Source organism: Paenibacillus sp. J22R160, from assembly GCF_059692135.1.
In genome coordinates this window covers 85,663-106,533 of sequence record NZ_JCAUAU010000011.1, presented here as the reverse complement: position 1 = coordinate 106,533, position 20,871 = coordinate 85,663, and the positions used below count along the sequence as shown (strand labels likewise).

Annotated in this window: 8 protein-coding genes; all 8 read left to right on the top strand. The window is 47.7% G+C overall.

Annotation, left to right across the window (positions count from 1 at the left end; translation table 11 throughout):
- Nucleotides 1-253 precede the first annotated feature (253 nt).
- Complete coding sequence (locus AC58UW_RS21080) at nucleotides 254-4,495, top strand: beta-xylosidase family glycoside hydrolase (protein WP_497422570.1); 4,242 nt, start codon at nucleotides 254-256, stop codon at nucleotides 4,493-4,495.
- A 180-nt stretch (nucleotides 4,496-4,675) separates the two neighbouring features.
- Nucleotides 4,676-5,269, top strand: a complete 594-nt coding sequence (locus AC58UW_RS21075) for a TlpA family protein disulfide reductase (protein WP_497422569.1) — start codon at nucleotides 4,676-4,678, stop codon at nucleotides 5,267-5,269.
- A 116-nt stretch (nucleotides 5,270-5,385) separates the two neighbouring features.
- The gene (locus AC58UW_RS21070; RefSeq protein WP_497422568.1) at nucleotides 5,386-9,726 is read left to right on the top strand and encodes a 3-keto-alpha-glucoside-1,2-lyase-like domain-containing protein; all 4,341 of its coding nucleotides are present in this window, start codon (nucleotides 5,386-5,388) and stop codon (nucleotides 9,724-9,726) included.
- 256 nt (nucleotides 9,727-9,982) lie between these two features.
- Complete coding sequence (locus tag AC58UW_RS21065; RefSeq protein ID WP_497422567.1) at nucleotides 9,983-15,658, top strand: family 43 glycosylhydrolase; 5,676 nt, start codon at nucleotides 9,983-9,985, stop codon at nucleotides 15,656-15,658.
- Between the two features lie 508 nt (nucleotides 15,659-16,166).
- Nucleotides 16,167-17,198, top strand: a complete 1,032-nt coding sequence (locus tag AC58UW_RS21060) for an ABC transporter substrate-binding protein (protein ID WP_497422566.1) — start codon at nucleotides 16,167-16,169, stop codon at nucleotides 17,196-17,198.
- Between the two features lie 84 nt (nucleotides 17,199-17,282).
- Nucleotides 17,283-18,818: a sugar ABC transporter ATP-binding protein gene (locus tag AC58UW_RS21055; RefSeq protein ID WP_497422565.1), complete on the top strand. Its 1,536-nt coding sequence runs from the start codon at nucleotides 17,283-17,285 to the stop codon at nucleotides 18,816-18,818.
- On the top strand, nucleotides 18,790-19,830 hold the full coding sequence (locus AC58UW_RS21050; RefSeq protein WP_497422564.1) for an ABC transporter permease: 1,041 nt from the start codon (nucleotides 18,790-18,792) through the stop codon (nucleotides 19,828-19,830). Before AC58UW_RS21055 ends, AC58UW_RS21050 begins: the two co-directional genes overlap by 29 nt.
- Nucleotides 19,814-20,842: a galactofuranose ABC transporter, permease protein YjfF gene (yjfF, locus tag AC58UW_RS21045; RefSeq protein WP_497422563.1), complete on the top strand. Its 1,029-nt coding sequence runs from the start codon at nucleotides 19,814-19,816 to the stop codon at nucleotides 20,840-20,842. Before AC58UW_RS21050 ends, yjfF begins: the two co-directional genes overlap by 17 nt.
- Nucleotides 20,843-20,871 lie beyond the last annotated feature (29 nt).

The window sequence follows — 20,871 nt, the reverse complement described above, 5'->3', positions numbered from 1 at the left end:
CATCAGGGAGGGGCTTGATCGGCAGAAATTGCCTAAGAGCAATCTCCCTTTTGCTGTTTACACCCCGCGGACCAAAAGGCAAGAAAACGTAAAAAAAGGCGGAATATCCTAAATACTTCCTCTCTTTATTGTTACATAATGTATCTGTAATCTTCCAATGAATTGGATGAAAGGAGTTCATGTGCAGAAAAAGGAGAGGCTTCTCAATGCTCTCGCCCATTCATCATTTATATGATCAGGAGGCTAGAATAGCATGAAGTTAAAGAAGACGTTTAATAAGCTGCTTATTGCCGCTTGTGCATTCGGTACGATCTCAACGGCTCCGCTCATGACCCTTCAAGCACAGGCTGCGGAAGTGGCGAATGAGCCTGTCGTTCACGGCTTAAAAGGTGAGTACTATACAAGTTTGGGCTCTCCGCAGTTTAACTTTGGCACGTTAAAGTCAACCGTACTTGATCCCAATTTGGACTTCGGCAACTTGGACCCAGCGTTTGGGATTTTAACCGGGCAGCAGGATAATGTGAATGTACGTTGGAGCGGCTTCATCGAACCCCAGTTTTCCGAAAATTACACGTTCTCAATCATTGGGGACAACGGCTTCCGGCTCTGGATTGACAATAAGCTGGTCATTGATCATTGGGTCAACGATTGGGATAAGGAGCAGGTCGCAGCGCCGATTCCCCTGGTTGCCGGACAAAAATATGCGATAAAGGTTGAATACTTTGAAAATACGGGCGGATCGAACTTTCACATGCGATGGTCGAGTCCTTCCCTACCGAAATCAGCCATACCGACTGAGGCTTTTACCCCGCCAAGCGGTTTCTCCTATGGAGGCAGCGTAGCTGTTGATGGAGCGACGGCCGAAGTCAAAGTGGATAAACCTTTGCAATCGCTTCCAGAAGGTTTCGTTAATCATTTTAAGGTGAATGTCATGGGCAGCGACTGGCCGATCGCTTCGGCAGCGCTCAAACAAGGCGATAGCAGCACCATCGTGGTTACCTTCCAATATCCGGTATATTCGAAGGATGTTTGGTTAGTTAAGGCGAGCTATGACGGGCAAAGCGGCCTTGAGGATCAGGATGGCAGAGTGGTCCAGTCATTCGATAAAATGCTGAAGAACAACTCTACCTATCAAATCACGACGCCATGGGCGAGCCAAGTAGATAAGGATCATGTACTTCCTGAATACCCTAGACCCCAGCTCGTGCGCGATAAATGGCAGAATCTGAACGGGGAATGGCAGTTCCAATCGGCTAAAGTCGGAGAGGCGCTCCCAACCGGACAAACGTTGAAGGAGAAAATCGTTGTTCCTTTTGCTGCTGAATCGGTGCTTTCGGGCATCAAACGTGTAGAAAATCTGATGTGGTATAAGCGATCATTCACGGTTCCAAGTGATTGGAACGGCCAGCGCGTAATGCTGAACTTCGGCGCCTCCGACTATTTGACGACCGTTTATGTCAATGGTGCAAAGGTCGGCGAGCACAAAGGCGGTTACACATCGTTTAGCTTCGATATCACCGATCAATTAAAAGCAGGCGACAATGAACTGATCGTTCACGTGCTGGATAATACGGATATGGGTGAAGATCAAGCTGTCGGTAAGCAAACGGTGAAAAAGCTGGGAGGCATTTGGTACACGTCCGTCTCCGGTATTTGGCAAACCGTTTGGATGGAGCCTGTCGCTCAGGCTCATATCGAGAAGCTGGATATGACTCCTGATCTTACGAATCAAAAGCTGAAATTAACCGTTCCTGCAGGGGCTGCTAACAATTTGACCGTAGAAGCGATTGCGATGAAGGACGGTCAGGAAGTAGGAAGAATCAGCGGTCCCGCTGGCACGGAGCTGCAGGTTCCTGTTCCGAATCCTAGGCTTTGGACGCCGGATGATCCCTTTCTGTACGATTTACAAGTCCGTTTGAAAAACGGGGATCAAGTTGTGGATCAGGCTAATAGTTATTTTGGGATGAGGGAGATCAAGCTTGGAAAAGTAGACGGTATTACTAGACCGCTGCTGAACGGCAAATTCGTGTTCCAGATGGGGCCGCTCGACCAAGGCTTCTATCCGGATGGCATTTACACGGCTCCGACCGAAGATGCCTTGAAATTTGATATTCAAGCCGTGAAACGAATCGGTATGAATATGATCCGTAAGCATATTAAAGTAGAGCCGGCTCGCTGGTATTATTGGGCGGATAAGCTAGGCGTCCTCGTCTGGCAGGATATGCCGAGCTTGGAGGATCGTCAAAACAACCATGGCGCGGATATTACACAAGCTGCCAAAACGCAGTGGCTTAAGGAATACAAAGAAATGGTCGATCAGCTGCGCAGCGTGCCGTCGATTATTGAATGGACAGTCTTCAATGAAGGCTGGGGCGAATTCGATTGGGGCGGACAACAGACAAAGGATGCGACCAATTATGTGAAAAGCCTCGACCCAACGCGCCTCATTAATAACGCGAGCGGTTGGCAGGATTCCGGCGCAGGCGACTTGGTCGATATGCACGCTTACCCATCTCCGAACTCCCCGAAGCCATCGGATACACGTGCTGCTGTACTCGGGGAATACGGAGGCCTTGGTCTACATACGCCAGGACATGAATGGAGTCCGCTCGTGTTCTCGTATCAAGAGATGAAAAGTAAAAAAGAGATTACGGACAAATACATCGATTACATCAATCAACTGAAAAATCTCAAAGGAAATCCTGGCTTGAGCGCAGCGATCTATACCCAAATTACCGACGTCGAGTATGAGATTAACGGTTTGCTTTCTTATGACCGCAAGGTGGAAAAGCTCGATTTTGATCGGATAGCCAAGGCTCACCGCGAGTTAATCGGCACGGTAACGGCTGGCGATTTGTCCAGCGGCATTCAAGAGGCTGAGCAGCTTTTCAGTAAGCTCACCGCAGGTGCTAAGCCAGGCCAATATCCGCAAGCTGTGGTGGATCATTTCCAAGGTGTCATTCAATCTGCTAAGCAGGTACTTGCAGACACTAATGCCACTGCGAGCGGCCTCCAGCAAGCACTTAATAGCCTAACTGCTGAGAAAGATAAAGTTTTCGCTGGTGTGAATGATCCGCTTCCAAAAGGTTCCACGGTGGATAACTTTGACAGCACCACGCTAAACAGCAGTTGGAGCATTTATCGTCAAAATAACGCCAATTGGAGCCTGACGGCCAATCCGGGCAAATTAACGATTCAGACACTCACGGGCGATAGCTTTGGCAATTCGAATGCACTAAAAAATGCCTTCTTGCAAAACGCGCCTAGCGGTGATTTTGTCATCACTACGAAGGTAGATGCGCAGGTAAGGAAGAACTTCCAGCAAGCCGGGCTGCTCGTTTGGCAGGACGAAGATAATTATATGAAGTTTGGGCATGTGTGGGATACAGACGGCGCCACGGGCAAATCCCTGGAATCCGCTTTTGAGAAAAATGCCGCATATACCAAAGCGGGTCATATGGCGGTACATCCAGGCTACGATACATCGTACCTGCAAATCCGTAAGGTAGGTAATGTTTATACGACCTATTATTGGGACGGTTCTAGCTGGAAGCAGGCTGCAGACCCTGTTACGGTACAATTAACAAATCCCAAAGTTGGATTCTACGCTTTCTCTGCTACGGATGGGACGTCGATCCCGGCGAAGTTCGATTATTTCTCGGTCGGCCCGATCGTGAATGATCCGACGTCGTCGTTAACCGGACCTGCCTCGGTCTCAAGCGGGGAATCGTTTGATTCGACAATTGGCTTGAACAGTGTCACGCAAAGTGTGTATGCAGAAGATTTGAGCGTTACGTATGACGCAAACCAGCTCGAATTTGTATCCGCCGAAAGCGTAAAAGATGGCTTAACACTCCTCGATAAGAAAGTAGTGCCAGGTGCGGTTCGTCTGATTACAGTGAATGTGAACGATACGAGCATGAATGGCGATTTGCTGAAGCTTCATTGGAAAGCAAAGGCTACTGGAGAGGATATTACCAGTACGATTACACTCTCCAATCTTGTTTTGGCAAACGGAGAAGGCGTAGAAACCGCCGTGGATGGCGCCTCTCAAAGCATTCGCATTCTTGCTATTGTGGACAAAACGGCGCTGAACACACTCATCGCTGGAGCGCAAAGTAAGCACGATGCGGCAACAGAAGGTACAGCCGTTGGTCAGTATCCTGCTGGTGCTAAAGCGGCACTACAAGCGGCTATCGACAAAGCTACCCTGGTTGCTAACGATGCGAATGCGACGAATGCGCAAGTCGCACAAGCGGTTGCTGAACTGAATGATGCGCTGCAAACCTTCATCCACTCGGTTATTTCTGGAAATTCTGGGGATACGAATGGTGACGGTAAATACTCAATCGGCGATCTCGCCATTGTTGCAGCCGCTTACGGTAAAACATCGAATGACACCGATTGGGAGAAGTACAAACAAGCAGATCTGAACAACGATGGTCGCGTAGACCTTGTCGATTTGGCAGCGCTGGCACAGAGAATTTTGCAATAAACGCTTAGTAAAGTCCGCCTAACCTCAGGATCTTATGTGGTTAGGCGGCTTTTTCTGTAAAGAAGTGTGCCTTGCCCTGAACTTTTGTCAGAATCGCGCAAAGTTTCGCCTAATCGCGTAAAGACGCCATTTTTTCGCGCGGATATAATCAGAGTAAACAACGTTCAGGGAGAGGTTCAAATGAAGAAAATGATCAGTGTGCTAGTTGGCATTATCTTGCTAAGCTGCCTGCCAGTGTACCTGCATTTCGCAAACAAGAGTACGGAACCTAATCCAGGCGGCGATGGCCAGCGATTGGATGTCCATAAGCTGGAGAGCATTGTAAATTTGGCAAGCTCGGGGGAGAAGCCAGGAACGGGTGATGTTAAAGCGCCTTCTTTTACATTAAAAGCACTGGATGGTTCGTATCACACGATTGGGGGCAAACGGGAGAAGCCGGTTGTGATTCATTTCTGGGCTAGTTGGTGTGAAGCCTGCTCGGTTGAGGTCGCTACACTGCGTAAACTGTATGGACAATATAAGGATCAAGTTGATTTTCTTGGTATTAACGTGTCCACCGAAGAAAAACCGGAAAATATTGAGAAATTCGTCAAACAGAATAATCTCAAGTATCCGATCCTGCTGGATGAGCATAAACATGCCGCTGATCTCTATCAGCTTCATGCACTGCCGACAGTTTTTCTAATCGATAAAAATGGCTTTGTGTTGGACACGTTTCATATGGTAGATCCGCTAGAACTGGAAGAAAAGATCAGGCATCTTGCGGAGCCTTGAATGCTTTCTACTTTTTGGAAAGGAGGAGACAGCTTGACGGCTGACGACCTACAAACAAAAGTGGCTGATGTGAGGATTAGGTAGTGTCTAATTTAATTTAAGAAAAGAGGTGTCCTGTGTTAAAAGGAAAAACGGTAATCGTCCAACTACTTATTTTTGCTTTATATTTGACCATGCTATCTCCTTATCCGGTGCAAGCAGCGGAAGCGGAAACCATACCGGGTTACTTTGCAGATCATTTCGACAAAATGAAAATTAACGATACATGGAATGCCATTGAGGGCCCATGGTCCATTGACGCTGGCAGACTGTCCGTAGCGAAAGGACAAGGTTATAAGGCGATTTCCAACAAGGATGACATGAACGACTTTACAATAGAGTCTGACATTCGTGTGGCTGATCGTAACGGAGACGCTGGTCTGCTATTCCGAACAGTAAGTGCAACACCAGGTGCTGATAATGTGCGAGGTTATTATGCAGGGCTTAGCGCTGCTGGCACCGGTGCTGTCATGCTCGGTCGTATGAGCAACAATTGGACGGAATTAAAGCGTTCGGCTGTAACGATCAATCCGAATACGGATTATCATTTGAAAGTTTCTGCTGTAGGCAGTCAAATCAATGTATATGTCAATGATGTGCTGGTTTTGCAGCAAACTGACAATACATACACGCAAGGTAGTGTTGGCGTTAGAATGTACAACTCAATGCCTTCGTACGACAATATTGTCGTAAAATCCGTGGGAGGCGATACGTTGTTATCCGATAACTTCGATACGCCGGCAGAACAAACGATTGAACATTGGAATCTGGTAGATGGAAACTGGAAAATGCAATCCGGAGCCATAACCGTTAATAAAGGTGACGGTTACAAAATACTTGCGCAAGACGCAGAATTCCAGGATATGACGCTGGAAAGCGATATTAAACTGCCGAGTGACACAGGTACAGGCGATGCAGGACTGCTCTTCAAGACACAAAGCGCAACACCTGGGGCAGATAATGTGAAGGGCTACTACGCCGGTTTAAGCGGTGATGGCAAGATCACACTTGGACGAATGAACAATAACTGGACCCCTCTGAAGCAGGTAAAAGTGTTCGACACGATGGATCCGAATCGATACTATCACATGAAGGTCATTACTTATCAGAATGACATTAAAGTGTATGTCAACGATTCACAGAAGCCGGTTCTCGTCTATACAGACGACAGCCCGCAGAAATATACCAAAGGCGGAATCGGTTTAAGAAGTTACCGTGCGCAGCCGAGCTTCGATAATGTAATCGCCAGCGAATATGTGGTGCCAGGCAAAGAGTTCACCTCACCTGTAGCGAACAAGGATCCGCTGGTACAAACGCCGTTTATCCCGCTGCCGCTTGGTTCGGTTGAAGCCAAAGGCTGGCTGCTGAAGCAGCTTGAACTTCAGCGCGACGGGGCTACCGGCTATGCCGAGGATTTGTACGGAGAACTCAGTACGAATGCTGCGTGGCTTGGCGGCACAGCGCCAGACTCGGACTGGGAGCGTCCAGTCTATTATTTGAAGGGGTTAGTTCCTCTAGCTTACACATTGAAAGATCAGAACTTAATTGCCAAATCCCAGAAATGGATTGAAGCCATCTTGGCCAGCCAGCAAGCGGACGGTTCATTTGGACCCAAAAGCAGTGATGATTGGTGGCCTCGCATGGTCGCGCTTTATGTCATGAAGGACTACTATGAAGCTACGAATGATGCACGAGTGCTTACATTTATGACCAACTATTTCCATTATCAAGCCGCACAATTACCAGCACGTCCACTCAGAGACTGGGGCAAGGTGCGTGTCGGCGACAACATCGATACGGTACTTTGGCTATATAACCGGACAGACGACGCTTTCTTATTGCAGTTGGCAGATACGCTTGCCGATCAAGGCTATCCCATTACAGATACGTTTACAAATGACGGTTTCCAGAATTTCGGCAATGACTTCCAACCGACCCATTCTGTCAACGTGAATGAAGCGATTAAAATGCCTGCTGTTTACTATCAAAGATCACACGACAATGTGGATCGTGATGCGTTCCAAGCGGGCGTAACGAATTTGAATAAGCACACGCAAATTACGGGAATGCCTTCCGGTACAGAGATGCTGGCGGGTATCGGATCTACGCAGGGAGTAGAGCTCTGCGCGATTACCGAGCGGATGCAAAGTAATGAAGAGGCGGCTATGATTCTCGGGGATCCTCACATTGGTGATGCGCTTGAGAAAATTGCCTTCAATTCATTGCCAGGCGCGATGGATAAGGACTTGAAGCTTCATCAGTATTATTCATTGCCTAATCAGGTTGAGAGCAATCTAGCGGATCATGGCTTCAAGCAAAACTATGATAACGGGATGATGCCTTCTCCAACTTCCGGCTTCCCTTGCTGTCGCTTTAATATGCATATGGGTTGGCCGTATTTTGTGAAAAATATGTGGGCGGCTACAAATGATGGCGGACTTGGTGTCATTGCTTATGGCCCAAGCCGCGTATCGACCAAAATTAAGAACGCCAATGTAACGGTAGAAGAAACAACGAACTATCCCTTTGAGGATCAAATTGGGTTCGAAGTGAACACGTCAGAATCTGTAAGTTTCCCACTCAAGTTAAGAATCCCGGCATGGGCGGAACAACCAACGGTAACGGTGAATGGCCAAGTTCAGCCAGCTGTGAAAGCTGGAGAATACCTAACGATCGACAGAACATGGGCGACTGGTGATCATGTCGTTCTGACGGTGCCAATGAAGCTGAAAACATCGACGTGGGTGAACAATTCTGTCGGGATCGAACGCGGTCCACTCGTGTTCTCACTTCAAGTGGAAGAAGATTGGCAAGTACAATCGAATCCAATTGCGGCAGCGCCAGGATTTAATGCCGCAGCGCTTGGCTTCAGCCAATTCCGTGTGCTTTCCAAAACACCATGGAACTACGGGTTATTGATCGACCGTGAACATCCGGAAGCATCCATTGAGGTTGTGCAGGGACCTATGCCTGAGAATCCGTTCATTCAGGCGACAAGTCCAGTCAAGCTGATTGCAAAAGCGAAGAAAATTCCTACATGGGGCAAGTCAGCCAACAATGTAGAAGCTTCCGAACCGCCAATTGGGCCGTTGCTTTCAACGGAACCAACGGAGAATATTACACTGGTTCCATTCGGAGCGGAGAACTTGCGAGTCAGCTATTTCCCGGAAGTGACCGAGAATCCAGATGCCGCCCTATCCATCAAATATGAGGCTGAACAAGCCGAGCTGTTCAAAGCGAAAGTGAATACAAACAACAATTATGCGTCTGGTAAAAGCTATGTGGGTGAGATTGACTTTGCGGATAGTTATGTGAAGTTTGGTGATGTTCAGGCCTCTGCAGCCGGCACCTATCATGTTGATGTATGGTTTGCCAATGGCAGTGATTTCACGGCTGCGACAGGTAAAATGCTCGTAAACGGCAAGGAACAGTCGTTCAAGCTCCAAGGCACTCAAAAGTGGGGAAGGTTCATGGCGATCCCCGTGGAAGTCGAACTGAACGAGGGCTCCAACGCGATCACGTTCATGAAAGGCACCGGTTTCTACGAGCTTGACTATATTGTGGTCAGACCGCTGCAAGCCGCTGTAACAGAACCAGCGACTCCAGCTTCTGCGACTTTGACAGGTCCTGCCGAAGTTCAGGCGAGTGAGCCGTTCGATGTTGAACTAGGATTCACAAGTGTTACTGAGCGTGTGTACGCCGAGGATCTGAACTTAAGCTACGACCCTAATTTAGTGGAATATGTTGGTGTCGATGAGCTGAAGGAAGGATTTAAGGTTGTAGATCAATTGCAAACGCCTGGTCACATTCGCATCATTATGGTCAATTTGGGAGCTGGTGATATCAACGATCACTTGCTGAAGCTGAAGTGGAAAGCGAAATCAATGGCACAACCGGGCAGCACAAACATTACTTTGTCGAAAGCAGTTATGGCTGATGCTGCAGGCGTAGAAACGCAACTCGAAAGTGTTACTCACAGCTTGCAAATCGCTACCGTCGTTGACAAAGCGGCCTTGAACAATTTGATAGCTCAGGCACAAGATAAGCATCAAGCCGCAACAGAAGGCACAAGCCCTGGCCAGTATCCTGTTGGCTCGAAAGCTGCGCTATGGTCAGCAATTAGTCAAGCGAAAGCAGTGGCTGATAAGGCTTCATCGACACAAAGTGAAGTCGAGCAAGCTATCGTGGCATTGCGTGAGGCTTTCGACAGCTTCTTAAATGCAATCATACCAGCTAGTCCCGGAGATACGAATGGAGACGGCAAATATTCCATCGCGGATCTAGGCATTGCAGCAGCAGCTTATGGGAAATCTTCTACGGATGCAGAGTGGGAGAAGTACAAGCGAGCAGATTTGAATAACGATAACAAAGTAGACATTGTAGACTTAGCAATCATGGCGCAAAAAATTCTGCGATAAACGTACGATGAGACGTTCTGGACTGATCACTAGGTGGATCTGTCCAGAACGTCTTTTAATATGGCGCTGGCATTCAGGGGACCCCAGTTCCCTTTGGCAACACCATTGCTGGATTCCCGCTAGTTTGCTAGATCGGATTCTTGTCTGAAAAGTATAAAGGAATGCCAAATAATCTAAATACAAAAAGTGCTTTGTCCTTCATTATTAAGATAAGCACAGCATGGTTACATAGGCGATTTAAGGGGGAGGATTTCGTTTGAACAGAGTATTTGCATTTCAACACAAACAGATTCGACAAGTATGGGCGTATATGCTGCTCTTGTGCATGGTTGTTACGTATCTGCCCGTTGGCTCGGTTTCGGCGGCAGCAGGAGATCCATTGCCTGTATTTAGAGAGGATTTTAACGATGGCAATGCTGATGGCTGGACAACCTATGGGTCAGCGGATGCGGGAAATAGAGGCACTTGGACCGTCAACGCAGCTAAGCAGTACAAATCGACAGGCGCACCGGGTTTAAAGACGGTAGTTGGAAGCATAAGCTTCAAAGATTTGGTTTATGAAGCGGATCTCCAAGTTGCCGGGCTCAATGATGATCAATCGGGGCTTTTGTTCCGGGTCACGACGCCAACGGGGAACGTGCCGGATGGCTATAATGGTTACTTCGCTGCTTTGCGTGTAGACAAGACTATTATGCTTTCCAGGGTAACGGGCGCAGGCGGCAACGAATATAAGGAACTACAGAAAGTACCGTATCCTTACGCGAGCGGTCATATGAAAGTAGTCGCGGTAGGCAATCACATTCAAATTTATGTTGAGGATATGATTACGCCGAAGATTGACTTTATCGATAACGACGGTAAGCAGATCACATCCTCCGGTTCGATTGGTCTTCGAACATGGTGGGGAGGGGCGACCTTCGACAATCTTGAAGCCAAAGCGTATAGCGCTGCGGCGACAGCTGCGCCTGAGTTCAGTGTATCGTCTGGGGTATATGACAGTGCGCAGCACGTTACAATCACCTCGGCGACAGCAGGGGCGACTATTCGGTACACGGTTGACGGTACGCTGCCGAATGCTGCTTCACCTGTCTATACGTCACCTATCGTAGTAACATCTGACACGGTTCTCAAAGCCTATGCTGAAAATGCAGGGGAAATGGTCTCGGATGTGGTTACGTCCTCCTATATTATCGCGGTAAGTGAACAAGTGTTCACCGATGATTTTAACGATGGCGTTGCGGACGGCTGGACGAATTACATGGGAGCGGCAGTTGGTGCCCCGACGTCATGGTCAGTAACGCAAGGCGTTTACAGCTACATGGCTGTGAATCCAAGAGGCGCAAAGTCCGTTGTAGATGCGGTTTATCAAGATTTTGTATTTGAAGTGGATGTGAACCCGCAGGATGCGGTCGCTAATAATAGCGGAGTCATTTTCCGAGCAACGGCGCCTGCTGACGGTGTAGATAAAGTAAATGCGTACTACGCAGGTATGAACGCTGCCGGGAAGCTTGAAGTCGGCAAAATGAGCACAGCAGGTGCGTCCGGCACCTGGACGCCAATCGCTTCAACGGTTGTGAGCGGTGTCAACCCGAATGCTTATAACCATCTGAAAGTCATCGGGATCGGGACACGTTTTTACATCTATGTGAATGACAAGCTTGCCTTTGATTTTACAGACGCAACGTACGCATCTGGTACTGTCGGGCTGAGAGCATGGAATGACGATAAAGCGGTTACCTATGATAATGTCTCTTTGAAGCGGTTGACGACAATTTTGCTGCCAGTTGCAGCGCCAGTCATTAGTCCAGCATCAGTTACTTTTCCTAATACACAAATCGTCACGTTGACGAGCTCGACAGCAGGTGCCGATATACACTTTACTTTAGATGGCAGTTTCCCTACAGCTGCATCGCCTATCTACAGTGGACCTATCACTTTGACGGCTACAACAACGGTGAAAGCCTATGCTGCCAAAAGCGGCATGCTCGATTCAACCGTGCAAAGCGCCACGTTTACGTTAGTCAGCCGTACCTTCTCGGATGATTTTAACGATGACAATGCTGCCGGCTGGAAGACGTACCAAGGCACATGGCATGTATCCGGCAAGGCTTATCAAGTTACAGATAAAGGTCCTGGCTTCAAATCAGTAGCGGATGGCACTTCGTTCAGCAACTTCGAATACGAAGCTGACATAACCATGAAAGACGGCGTGAATAACGATAATGCAGGTTTAATCTTCCGCGTTACGGATCCTAGCAATGGCGGGGATAATTTGAAGGGCTATTTTGCAGGAATAACTTCTAACGGACGCATTCAATTGGGCAAATTCAACAACAACTGGAAAGAACTTGCCTCCATTCTGTACCCGATCCAGCAAAATAGAGCCTATCATATGAAGGTGACGGCAGTAGGCAGCCATATCGATATTTATATCGATGGTGAGCATATCGTTAGTGCGGTAGATACCTCCTACAGCACGGGAGCTATCGGTGTCAGAGCGCACTACGTTGCGACCAGCTATGACAATCTTTTTGTCAAAGATTTGGGTGAGATTCAACAGCCGACCTATGATTGGTCATGGGTAAAAGGCGCAGTTTTCGTGCCAACGAATGTTGTGAATCAGATTCAGCAATGGAATGTGTACGATCATGACATCAACGACCGTGAATTAGGATATGCGGAAATGTATGGCATCAATTTTGTGCGCGTATTCGTGCATAACTTGCTTTGGAAAGATAACAGCACGAAGCTGCTTGCTAATCTAGAAGATTTCCTGGCGCTTGCCGACAAACACGGCATCAAGGTTGAGCTTGCCTTTTTCGACGATTGTTGGGATGACTTTCCGGTTATGGGGCCTCAGCCGGCACCAAGATACGGTGCGCATAACAGCCGTTGGGTGGAAGGTCCAGGTGATGCCGTGAAAGCCGACTATGCGGCTAACAAACAAGATTTGAAAGCATATGTACAAGGCATTGTGACTGCGCATAAGAACGATTCGAGAATTGCTTTCTGGAACATTTATAATGAACCAAGCAATGGCGAAAGCGGCTTAATGGATCAAATTACGAAGCAGATTATGAACGATGCGCGGATTTGGATCAAAGAAATCGATACCGTGCACCCGGTGTCTTCAACAGCCGGTCAATTTAGCGGTGAAGCCACTTCAGACTTCATCACTTGGCATCCGTATGAGTCGGATTACCCAACTCCTTACGGGGTCAGCAAGGGAATTCTTGCGGATGAAGCGATGAACCGATCGACGCAATCCGTTCCAGGCATTGTGGAGCACTATGGGAATAAAGGCATTGGTTACGTCATGTGGGAGTTCGGTATTGGCCGGGATAACACACGTTTCCCTTGGGGCTCGGATACGAATCCACTGACATCGGAGCCGTCTATGCCTTTCCATGGGATCGCATATCCAGATGGGCACCCTTGGGACGTGAACGATATTAAAGCGTTGACTGGCGCTGCTTTCGATACGCTGCCGGTATTCAATGTGAACTATTACAAAGATGATCAATTCATGTCGTTAGCCAAAACGTCCATCACGCCAAAAATTGATTATGACCTTGGTAATGAGAAGGGGACAGGAGCTTCCGATCCAACTGCTGGTATTGGTGAAGACCATTTCTCGACGAGATGGATGGGGACTGTGCAGCCTGCGAATACAGGAACGCATACGATCTACGTTGATAGTGACAACATTGCTAGAGTGTGGATTGGCGAGCTACTAGTCGTTAATAAAACTAGCAGTACAAGAGAAGAAAAAAGCGGAACGATTTCATTAACTGCTGGACAACAGTATCCGGTTAAAGTCGAGTATGTGCATGCAACCGGCGATGCAAGTCTACATGTCAAATGGTCGCATGCCAATTTAACCAAACAAGCCTTAACGCCTGTTTATTCAGGGAAAAGCGTGCAGTCTGTTACTTTGGATGCGGCATCGTTAACTGTAAAGGTGGACGAAACAAAAAAACTGACGGCTACGATCGCGCCTGAAGACGCTTCAAGTCAGCAGCTTACGTGGAGCTCCAGCCACACAGGTACGGCGAGAGTTGATAGTAACGGATACGTGAAAGGGATTAATAGAGGAACAGCGAGCATTACGGTTACGGCAGCAGGAGGCGTGAGCGCTTCTGCAATAGTGACGGTTACGGATAGCGGTACATTCAAAAATCCAATCGTACCTGTCTCAAGCGGTGCTGGTTCGGCAGATCCGAGCGTTGTATTTAAGGATGGCTACTACTATTATGTGAAATCTGAGAATGACGGCTTGATTCAGGTGGCGAAGGCCAAACGCCTTCAGGATATCGGGATCGCACCTCGCGTAACGGTCTATACACCGCCTACTGGACAAATGTATTCGAAGGAATTATGGGCACCTGAAATTCAGTATTTGAATGGCAAATGGTATATCTATTTCGCTGCGGATGACGGCAACAATAGTAACCACCGTATGTATGTTATTGAGGGCGATTCGCAAGACGCACAAGGGACTTATACGATGAAAGGAAAGATTGCAGATGCCACAGAGAAATGGGCTATTGACGGCACGGTCTTAACAAAAAGCGATAATTCGATGTACTTCGTGTGGTCTGGTTGGGAAGGCGACACCAATGTGAGCCAAAACTTATACATCGCGCCGATGAGCGATCCATGGACGATTAGCGGTCCTAGAGTGCTGCTGTCCAAGCCTGATCAAGCATGGGAGTTGATAGGCACGCCGCCTAGCATTAATGAAGCTCCGGAAATTTTGATGAAGGATGATAAAATCTTTATCGTCTATTCAGCAAGCGGCAGTTGGACGGATGATTATACATTAGGCATGTTGACGAATACAGATGGTGATGTGCTGAATCCTGCATCTTGGACGAAGTCGGGTCCTGTGTTCAGCAAAGCTCCGGGAGCATTCGGTCCGGGACATAACACCTTTACGAAATCCCCGGATGGTACAGAGGATTGGATCGTTTACCATGCTGATCTTAATTCCGGCGGAAGCTGGGGGAATCGTACCGTTCGAGCGCAGAAATTCACCTGGAACCAGGATGGCACGCCTAACTTTGGCACACCGGTCGCCTATGGCGCAGTAGTCCAGGAACCATCTGGCACACCGACTATCTCCATGTACAGCTACGAGGCTGAGGATGCTGTTCTAGGCGGAAACGCGAGAATCAACAATTCGGATGACGCTTCTGGGGGCAAAGTTGTCGGTTATGTGGACACGGCTGGCAGCGACTATATCTTATTTAACGTCAACGTAGAAGCGGGTACTTATGCTATGACGGTCATGGCTTCTAACGGAACGGGAGGCACTGTCATTTCCCAGCATGATGTTTCCGTCAACAATGGAGCTTATCAAGTTATTGACTACAAACAGTTCGGATGGGGTCGTTACAATCCGTCTTCCATAACGGTAACGTTGAATCAAGGTATAAATACGATTAAGTTGACCAAAAAGACGAACTTTGCAGAGGTCGATAGGCTTATTCTCGAGCTTAAAGAGCCAGCAAATCCAACGGGGCACAAAGCGGCCCTATTGGCAGCAATCGCTTCGGCTCAAACGAGGCATGATCAAGCCGTAGAAGATGCGCAGCATGGCTTCTATGCGGCAGGGGCCAAAGCGGCCCTGCAAGCAGCTATCAATCAAGCTGCGCTTGTTGCAGGCAATAGTGCATCGACAGAGGAGCAGTTGATTGCAGCGATTGACAGGCTGGCAGAGGCGGTTACTGCCTTCGAAGCGAAGAAGATCAATGCCGACCTTAACTCGGGAGGATTTAGCGTGGGTGATTTAGCGATCGTCGCGGCCTCGTATGGGATGAAGCAGGGCGACGCGGATTGGGACGCTGTAGGGAAGCAAGCAGACATCAACATGGATAACAAAGTAGATATCGCAGATCTTGTCATTGTTGCTAGAGCGATCATGCAATAAACAACTGTCCGGCCACTCATCTGGCCGGACTTTTTGTTTGGCGCGGGAGGAGGGAGGCTAAGCTCTCACTTTCGCCTCACCTTGAGTTTGCGGGAGGGAACTGTGGTCCGCTAATTGGTCAAAATAAAGCTAATTGATTCAGCAGGGGGAACTACGGTCCGCTATCTCGCTATTTTTGGTTGAAGTCCTGACTTTGTCAAGCGAATAGGGCCCTGTAGTTCCCCTCCAGCGCCAAAACCGCCTATTTTAGCCAGAATAACGCCCTGTAGTTCCCTCTGGCGGGAGGAGGAGGGCTAGGCTTTTACTTTTGCGTTTCGGTTTAGTGTTTAGTCCGTTATTCCTCCCACGCCAACAACCAGTTCCCGTTGCTACTGGTATCCGATCCCTTTTTCACGATTTCCATCCAGTATGACGGAATAAAGCAAAAAATGACTTTTGCGTGTAAAGACCTTTACTACGTTAAATATTACACTAAGGTTGTAAATAATTATTAAGAGGAGGAACACAAATGGTACAAAGAAAAAGAATCATGGGGGCACTTGTAACAGCAACGGTCATTATGTCTCTGGTCGCAGGCTGCGGGGCTAAAACATCAGAAACGACAACCGCTTCAACAGCGCCTCAAGCTACGAAGGCGGCAGAAGCAGCAAAAGCAGGAGATGGCAAAATTACGGTTGGTTTCTCCCAAATCGGAGCCGAGAGCGGCTGGCGCGGTGCGGAAACGCAATCCATTCAAGACACAGCGAAAGCTGATCCAACCATCGATTTGAAGTTCTCTGATGCGCAGCAAAAGCAAGAGAACCAAATTAAAGCCATTCGCTCTTTTATCGCCCAAAAGGTTGATGTAATCGCTATGGCTCCTGTTGTAGAAACAGGCTGGGAAGCTGTTCTGAAAGAAGCGAAGGATGCCAAAATTCCGGTCATCCTCGTTGACCGTGGCATCGACAAAAAGAACGAAGATCTATACACAAGCTTCATTGGATCTGACTTTATCGTAGAAGGCCAAAATGCCGCAAAAGCAATGGCTCAGCACCTTGGAGACAAAGGAAATATCGTTGAGCTGGAAGGAACAGTGGGTGCGAGCGCAGCGACTGATCGTAAAAAAGGCTTCGACGATGAAATGAAAAATCACCCGAACATTAAAATCGTGAAATCGCAAAGCGGTGATTTCAACCGTGCAACAGGTAAACAAGTGATGGAAGCGATCTTGAAATCCCCAGAAGGTAAAGATATCCAAGGCGTATATGCGCATAACGACGATATGGCACTAGGAGCAATTCAAGCGATTGAAGAAGCTGGTAAAAAACCAGGTACAGACGTGAAAATCGTTTCCATTGACGGTATCAAAGAAGCTTTCGAAGCGGTTAAAGCAGGCAAGCTGAACACGGTTGTTGAGTGTAACCCGCTTCTCGGACCTCAATTGTTCCAAGCAGCTAAAGACCTGAAAGCAGGAAAACAGGTTCCAAAATGGATTAAATCCAATGAAGATGTATTCACAGGTCAAAAAGCAATTGACGCTCTGCCAAACCGTAAATACTAAGATAAATAGAGATTTAAACGAAATCAAGAGTCAATCGGAGCTCTTGATTTCGTTCATCCAAGAATATTAAAGGAGTGGAGAGGCATGCATCAGCAACCTGTATTAACGATGACTGGCGTGAGTAAATTTTTCCCTGGTGTCAAAGCTTTAACGAATGTGGATTTTCAGCTTAAAAGAGGAGAAATTCATGCTTTGATGGGACAGAATGGCGCAGGGAAATCCACCTTGATTAAAGTTTTGACAGGTGTGCATGAGATGGACCAAGGCATCGTCACTTTGAATGGTCAGGAAGTGCACATCAAGTCGCCAAAAGATGCGCAGGCATTAGGTATCAGTACGGTCTACCAGGAAGTGAATCTATGTCCGAATTTATCTGTCTCGGAGAACTTGTTCATCGGCCGTCAACCACGTAAGCGCGGAGGAAGCATCGATTGGCACGCCTTGAACCGTAAGGCGGAGGAGCTTCTGGAACGATTGAGCATCCAGCTCGACGTAACCAAGCCGCTTTCCGAGTTTTCTGTAGCTATTCAACAGATGGTGGCGATTGCACGCGCCGTAGATATTTCTTCCGGGTTGCTCATTCTGGATGAGCCGACGTCCAGTCTTGATCAGCAAGAAGTCAAGGAGCTCTTCCGAATTATGAGGAAACTGAAGGACGAGGACATGGCTATCGTATTCGTTACACATTTCATGGATCAAGTCTATGAGGTATCCGATCGCATTACCGTGCTGAGAAACGGTGAGCTAGTAGGCGAGTACTTAACCGAAGAATTACCGAGAATTAACTTGATTTCCAAGATGATCGGCCGGGAATGGAATGACGAAGAGCAGCAAAGCAAGATTGTCGGAATGAAAAAAGGCGAGGTGTGGGTGTCAGCGAAACAATTAGGACGTCGAGGCTCCATGGAGCCATTCGATATTACGGTTCGCAAAGGAGAGGTTTTAGGACTGGCAGGCTTGCTCGGTTCAGGGCGCACGGAAATCGCAAAGTTGATTTTTGGCATCGATAAGGCGGATGAAGGGGCAATGACGATCGATAATGATAAGATCCGCACCATGTTTCCAAAGAAAGCGATCGAGTATGGCTTAGCATTCTGCCCGGAAGAGCGTAAGGTCGAAGGCATTATCGGGGAATTGACGGTTCGGGAAAATATTGTGCTCGCTCTGCAAGCCAAACGCGGACTCTTGCATAACTTATCGCTTCGCAAACAGCAGGAAATAGCAGATTATTACATGAAGCTGCTGAGTATTAAGGCTTCCAGCATGGAGCAAAGAATTGATCAGCTCAGCGGTGGGAATCAGCAGAAGGCGATTTTGGCGAGGTGGTTAGCGACAGAACCGAAGCTCCTCATCTTAGATGAGCCGACTCGCGGTATTGACGTTGGCTCCAAAGCGGAAATTCGCAAATTAATTTTATCGCTTGCTGCGGAAGGAATGACGATTCTGATGATCACATCGGAATGGGAAGAGATGGTTGGCTGCTGTGACCGCATTCTGGTATTACGGGATCGCCAAATCATCGGTGAGCTGAATGGAAACGAAATCGGTGAACAACGAATTATGCAGATGATTGCAGAGGGAGGGTATAAAAATGACACCGCTAAAGAGCATGTTTCATAATGCGATCCGCTCCAAATTGTTTTGGCCCTCATTAGGGATCGCTATTATCCTGCTATTTAATGCCCTATTTACCCCAGGGTTTTTCAATATTCGGATACAAGATGGGCATTTATTTGGAAGTTTGATTGATATTTTAAACCGGGGGACGCCGATCCTCATTATTGCGCTGGGTATGACGCTCGTTATTGCCAAAGAAGGGATCGATATCTCGGTAGGCTCCGTACTGGCGATAGCCGCTTCCTTAGCAGCATTTCTGTTACAAAAGCATGTTCCGTTCGCTTTAGCCTTATTGGCAGGCTTGGGAATTGGCGTTCTGTGCGGTTACTGGAATGGGTTGCTCGTAGCTAAGTTGAAAATACAACCGATGATCGCCACACTTATCTTGTTAACCGTAGGGCGAGGCATCGCACAGCTAATCTCCGGCGGGAAAATCATTACGATTTCCGATAAAGCATACCGCTTTGTAGGTGGGGGCTATTTGCTTGGCTTGCCTTTTGCCGTCATTTTGGCTGTCGTTGTTTTTGTTGTTTTACATGTGATCACACGGAAAACGGCGTTTGGATTGTTCCTGGAATCCGTTGGTTCCAACCGCGTATCGAGTGAATTTGCCGGCATCAATTCCACACGCATTATGATGTCTGTCTATATCATTTGCGGATTTTGCGCAGCCCTTGCCGGCATTATTGTTAGCTCGAACATTACAGGCGCTGATTCCAACAACGCTGGTTTATGGTTCGAACTGGATGCGATCCTAGCCGTTGTTATCGGCGGTACTTCGATGCGTGGCGGACGTTTCTACTTAGGCGGCACCGTGTTAGGCGCTCTATTCATCCAAACCTTAACGACGACCATTTACACGCTAGGCGTGCCATCGGAATCCGTTATGGTTGTCAAGGCAGTCGTTATCATTCTTGTCAGCTTAGTCCAATCTGATGTTTTAAGAGATATGTTCAGTCGTACGTTTAGCAGAAAAACGGGAAAGAAGGTGCTTGTTCATGAAAATGCCGCTTAAAATTACATCCTCAAACATCACCATTCTTGCCACGATTCTATTGTTCATTTCGTTGTATGGAACAGGCTCCGCGATGTTTGACAGCTTTTTCTCTATGCAAGTATTTCTGAACTTGTTTGTTGATAATGCATTTCTTATTATTGTCGCGACTGGCCTTGCTTTTGTTATTGTGACAGGCGGTATCGACCTTTCAGTAGCGTCATTAATTGCTTTGGTCAGTGTGCTTTCCGCCGTCATGTTAAGAACCGGTATTCATCCATTCGTTGTTATGCCAAGCGTATTGCTGCTAGGTACCATATTTGGATTATTGCAAGGCTATCTGATCTGCCGTTTCCATATTCATCCGTGGATTGTCACCCTCGGGGGCATGTTCTTGGCACGTGGCACGTGTTTTTTAATCAGCCCTGAGAGTATTGTGATTGATAATCCCATTTATAGCGCCATATCCAATTTCAGAATTCCATTACCAGGGGATGGATCTATTTCTATCGGGGTCGTTATCGCGTTAGTCACCGTCGCTGCAGCTGTGTATATTTCAAGATATACGGCGTTTGGCAGAAATGTTTATGCGATTGGCGGGAATGAGAAATCTGCGGAATTAATGGGTCTTCCTGTGTATGTAACCAAATTGGCGGTTTATACGCTTAGCGGATTTTGTTCAGCATTAAGCGGCATTGTGTTTACGTTCTACATGCTGTCCGGCTATGGTCTTCATTTGATGGGAGGCGAGATGGACGCTATTGCGGCGTGTGTCATTGGCGGCATCCTGCTTACAGGCGGATTTGGTTATTTCGTAGGTCCAATGCTCGGGGTGTTGAGTGCTGGCGTTATCCAAACGATGATTATGTTTCAAGGGTCGTTAAGCTCCTGGTGGACGAAAATCGTGATCGGCTTCCTCTTGTTTGCCTTCATCGCCCTGCAGCGTGCTATCGTATCAAGAAGGGAAAGAAAGCGGAATCCGCACACGCCGAAAAAAACGAAAAGTCCCGTCCAAAACGTAGTCCAGTTGTGATATTATAAGAACCAGATCAATTAAGAGGA

Coding starts and splice junctions, on each gene's coding strand:
- AC58UW_RS21060 (WP_497422566.1), top strand. CDS start 16,167: ATGGTACAAAGAAAAAGAATCATGGGGGCACTTGTAACAGCAACGGTC.
- AC58UW_RS21080 (WP_497422570.1), top strand. CDS start 254: ATGAAGTTAAAGAAGACGTTTAATAAGCTGCTTATTGCCGCTTGTGCA.
- AC58UW_RS21055 (WP_497422565.1), top strand. CDS start 17,283: ATGCATCAGCAACCTGTATTAACGATGACTGGCGTGAGTAAATTTTTC.
- yjfF (WP_497422563.1), top strand. CDS start 19,814: ATGAAAATGCCGCTTAAAATTACATCCTCAAACATCACCATTCTTGCC.
- AC58UW_RS21050 (WP_497422564.1), top strand. CDS start 18,790: ATGACACCGCTAAAGAGCATGTTTCATAATGCGATCCGCTCCAAATTG.
- AC58UW_RS21075 (WP_497422569.1), top strand. CDS start 4,676: ATGAAGAAAATGATCAGTGTGCTAGTTGGCATTATCTTGCTAAGCTGC.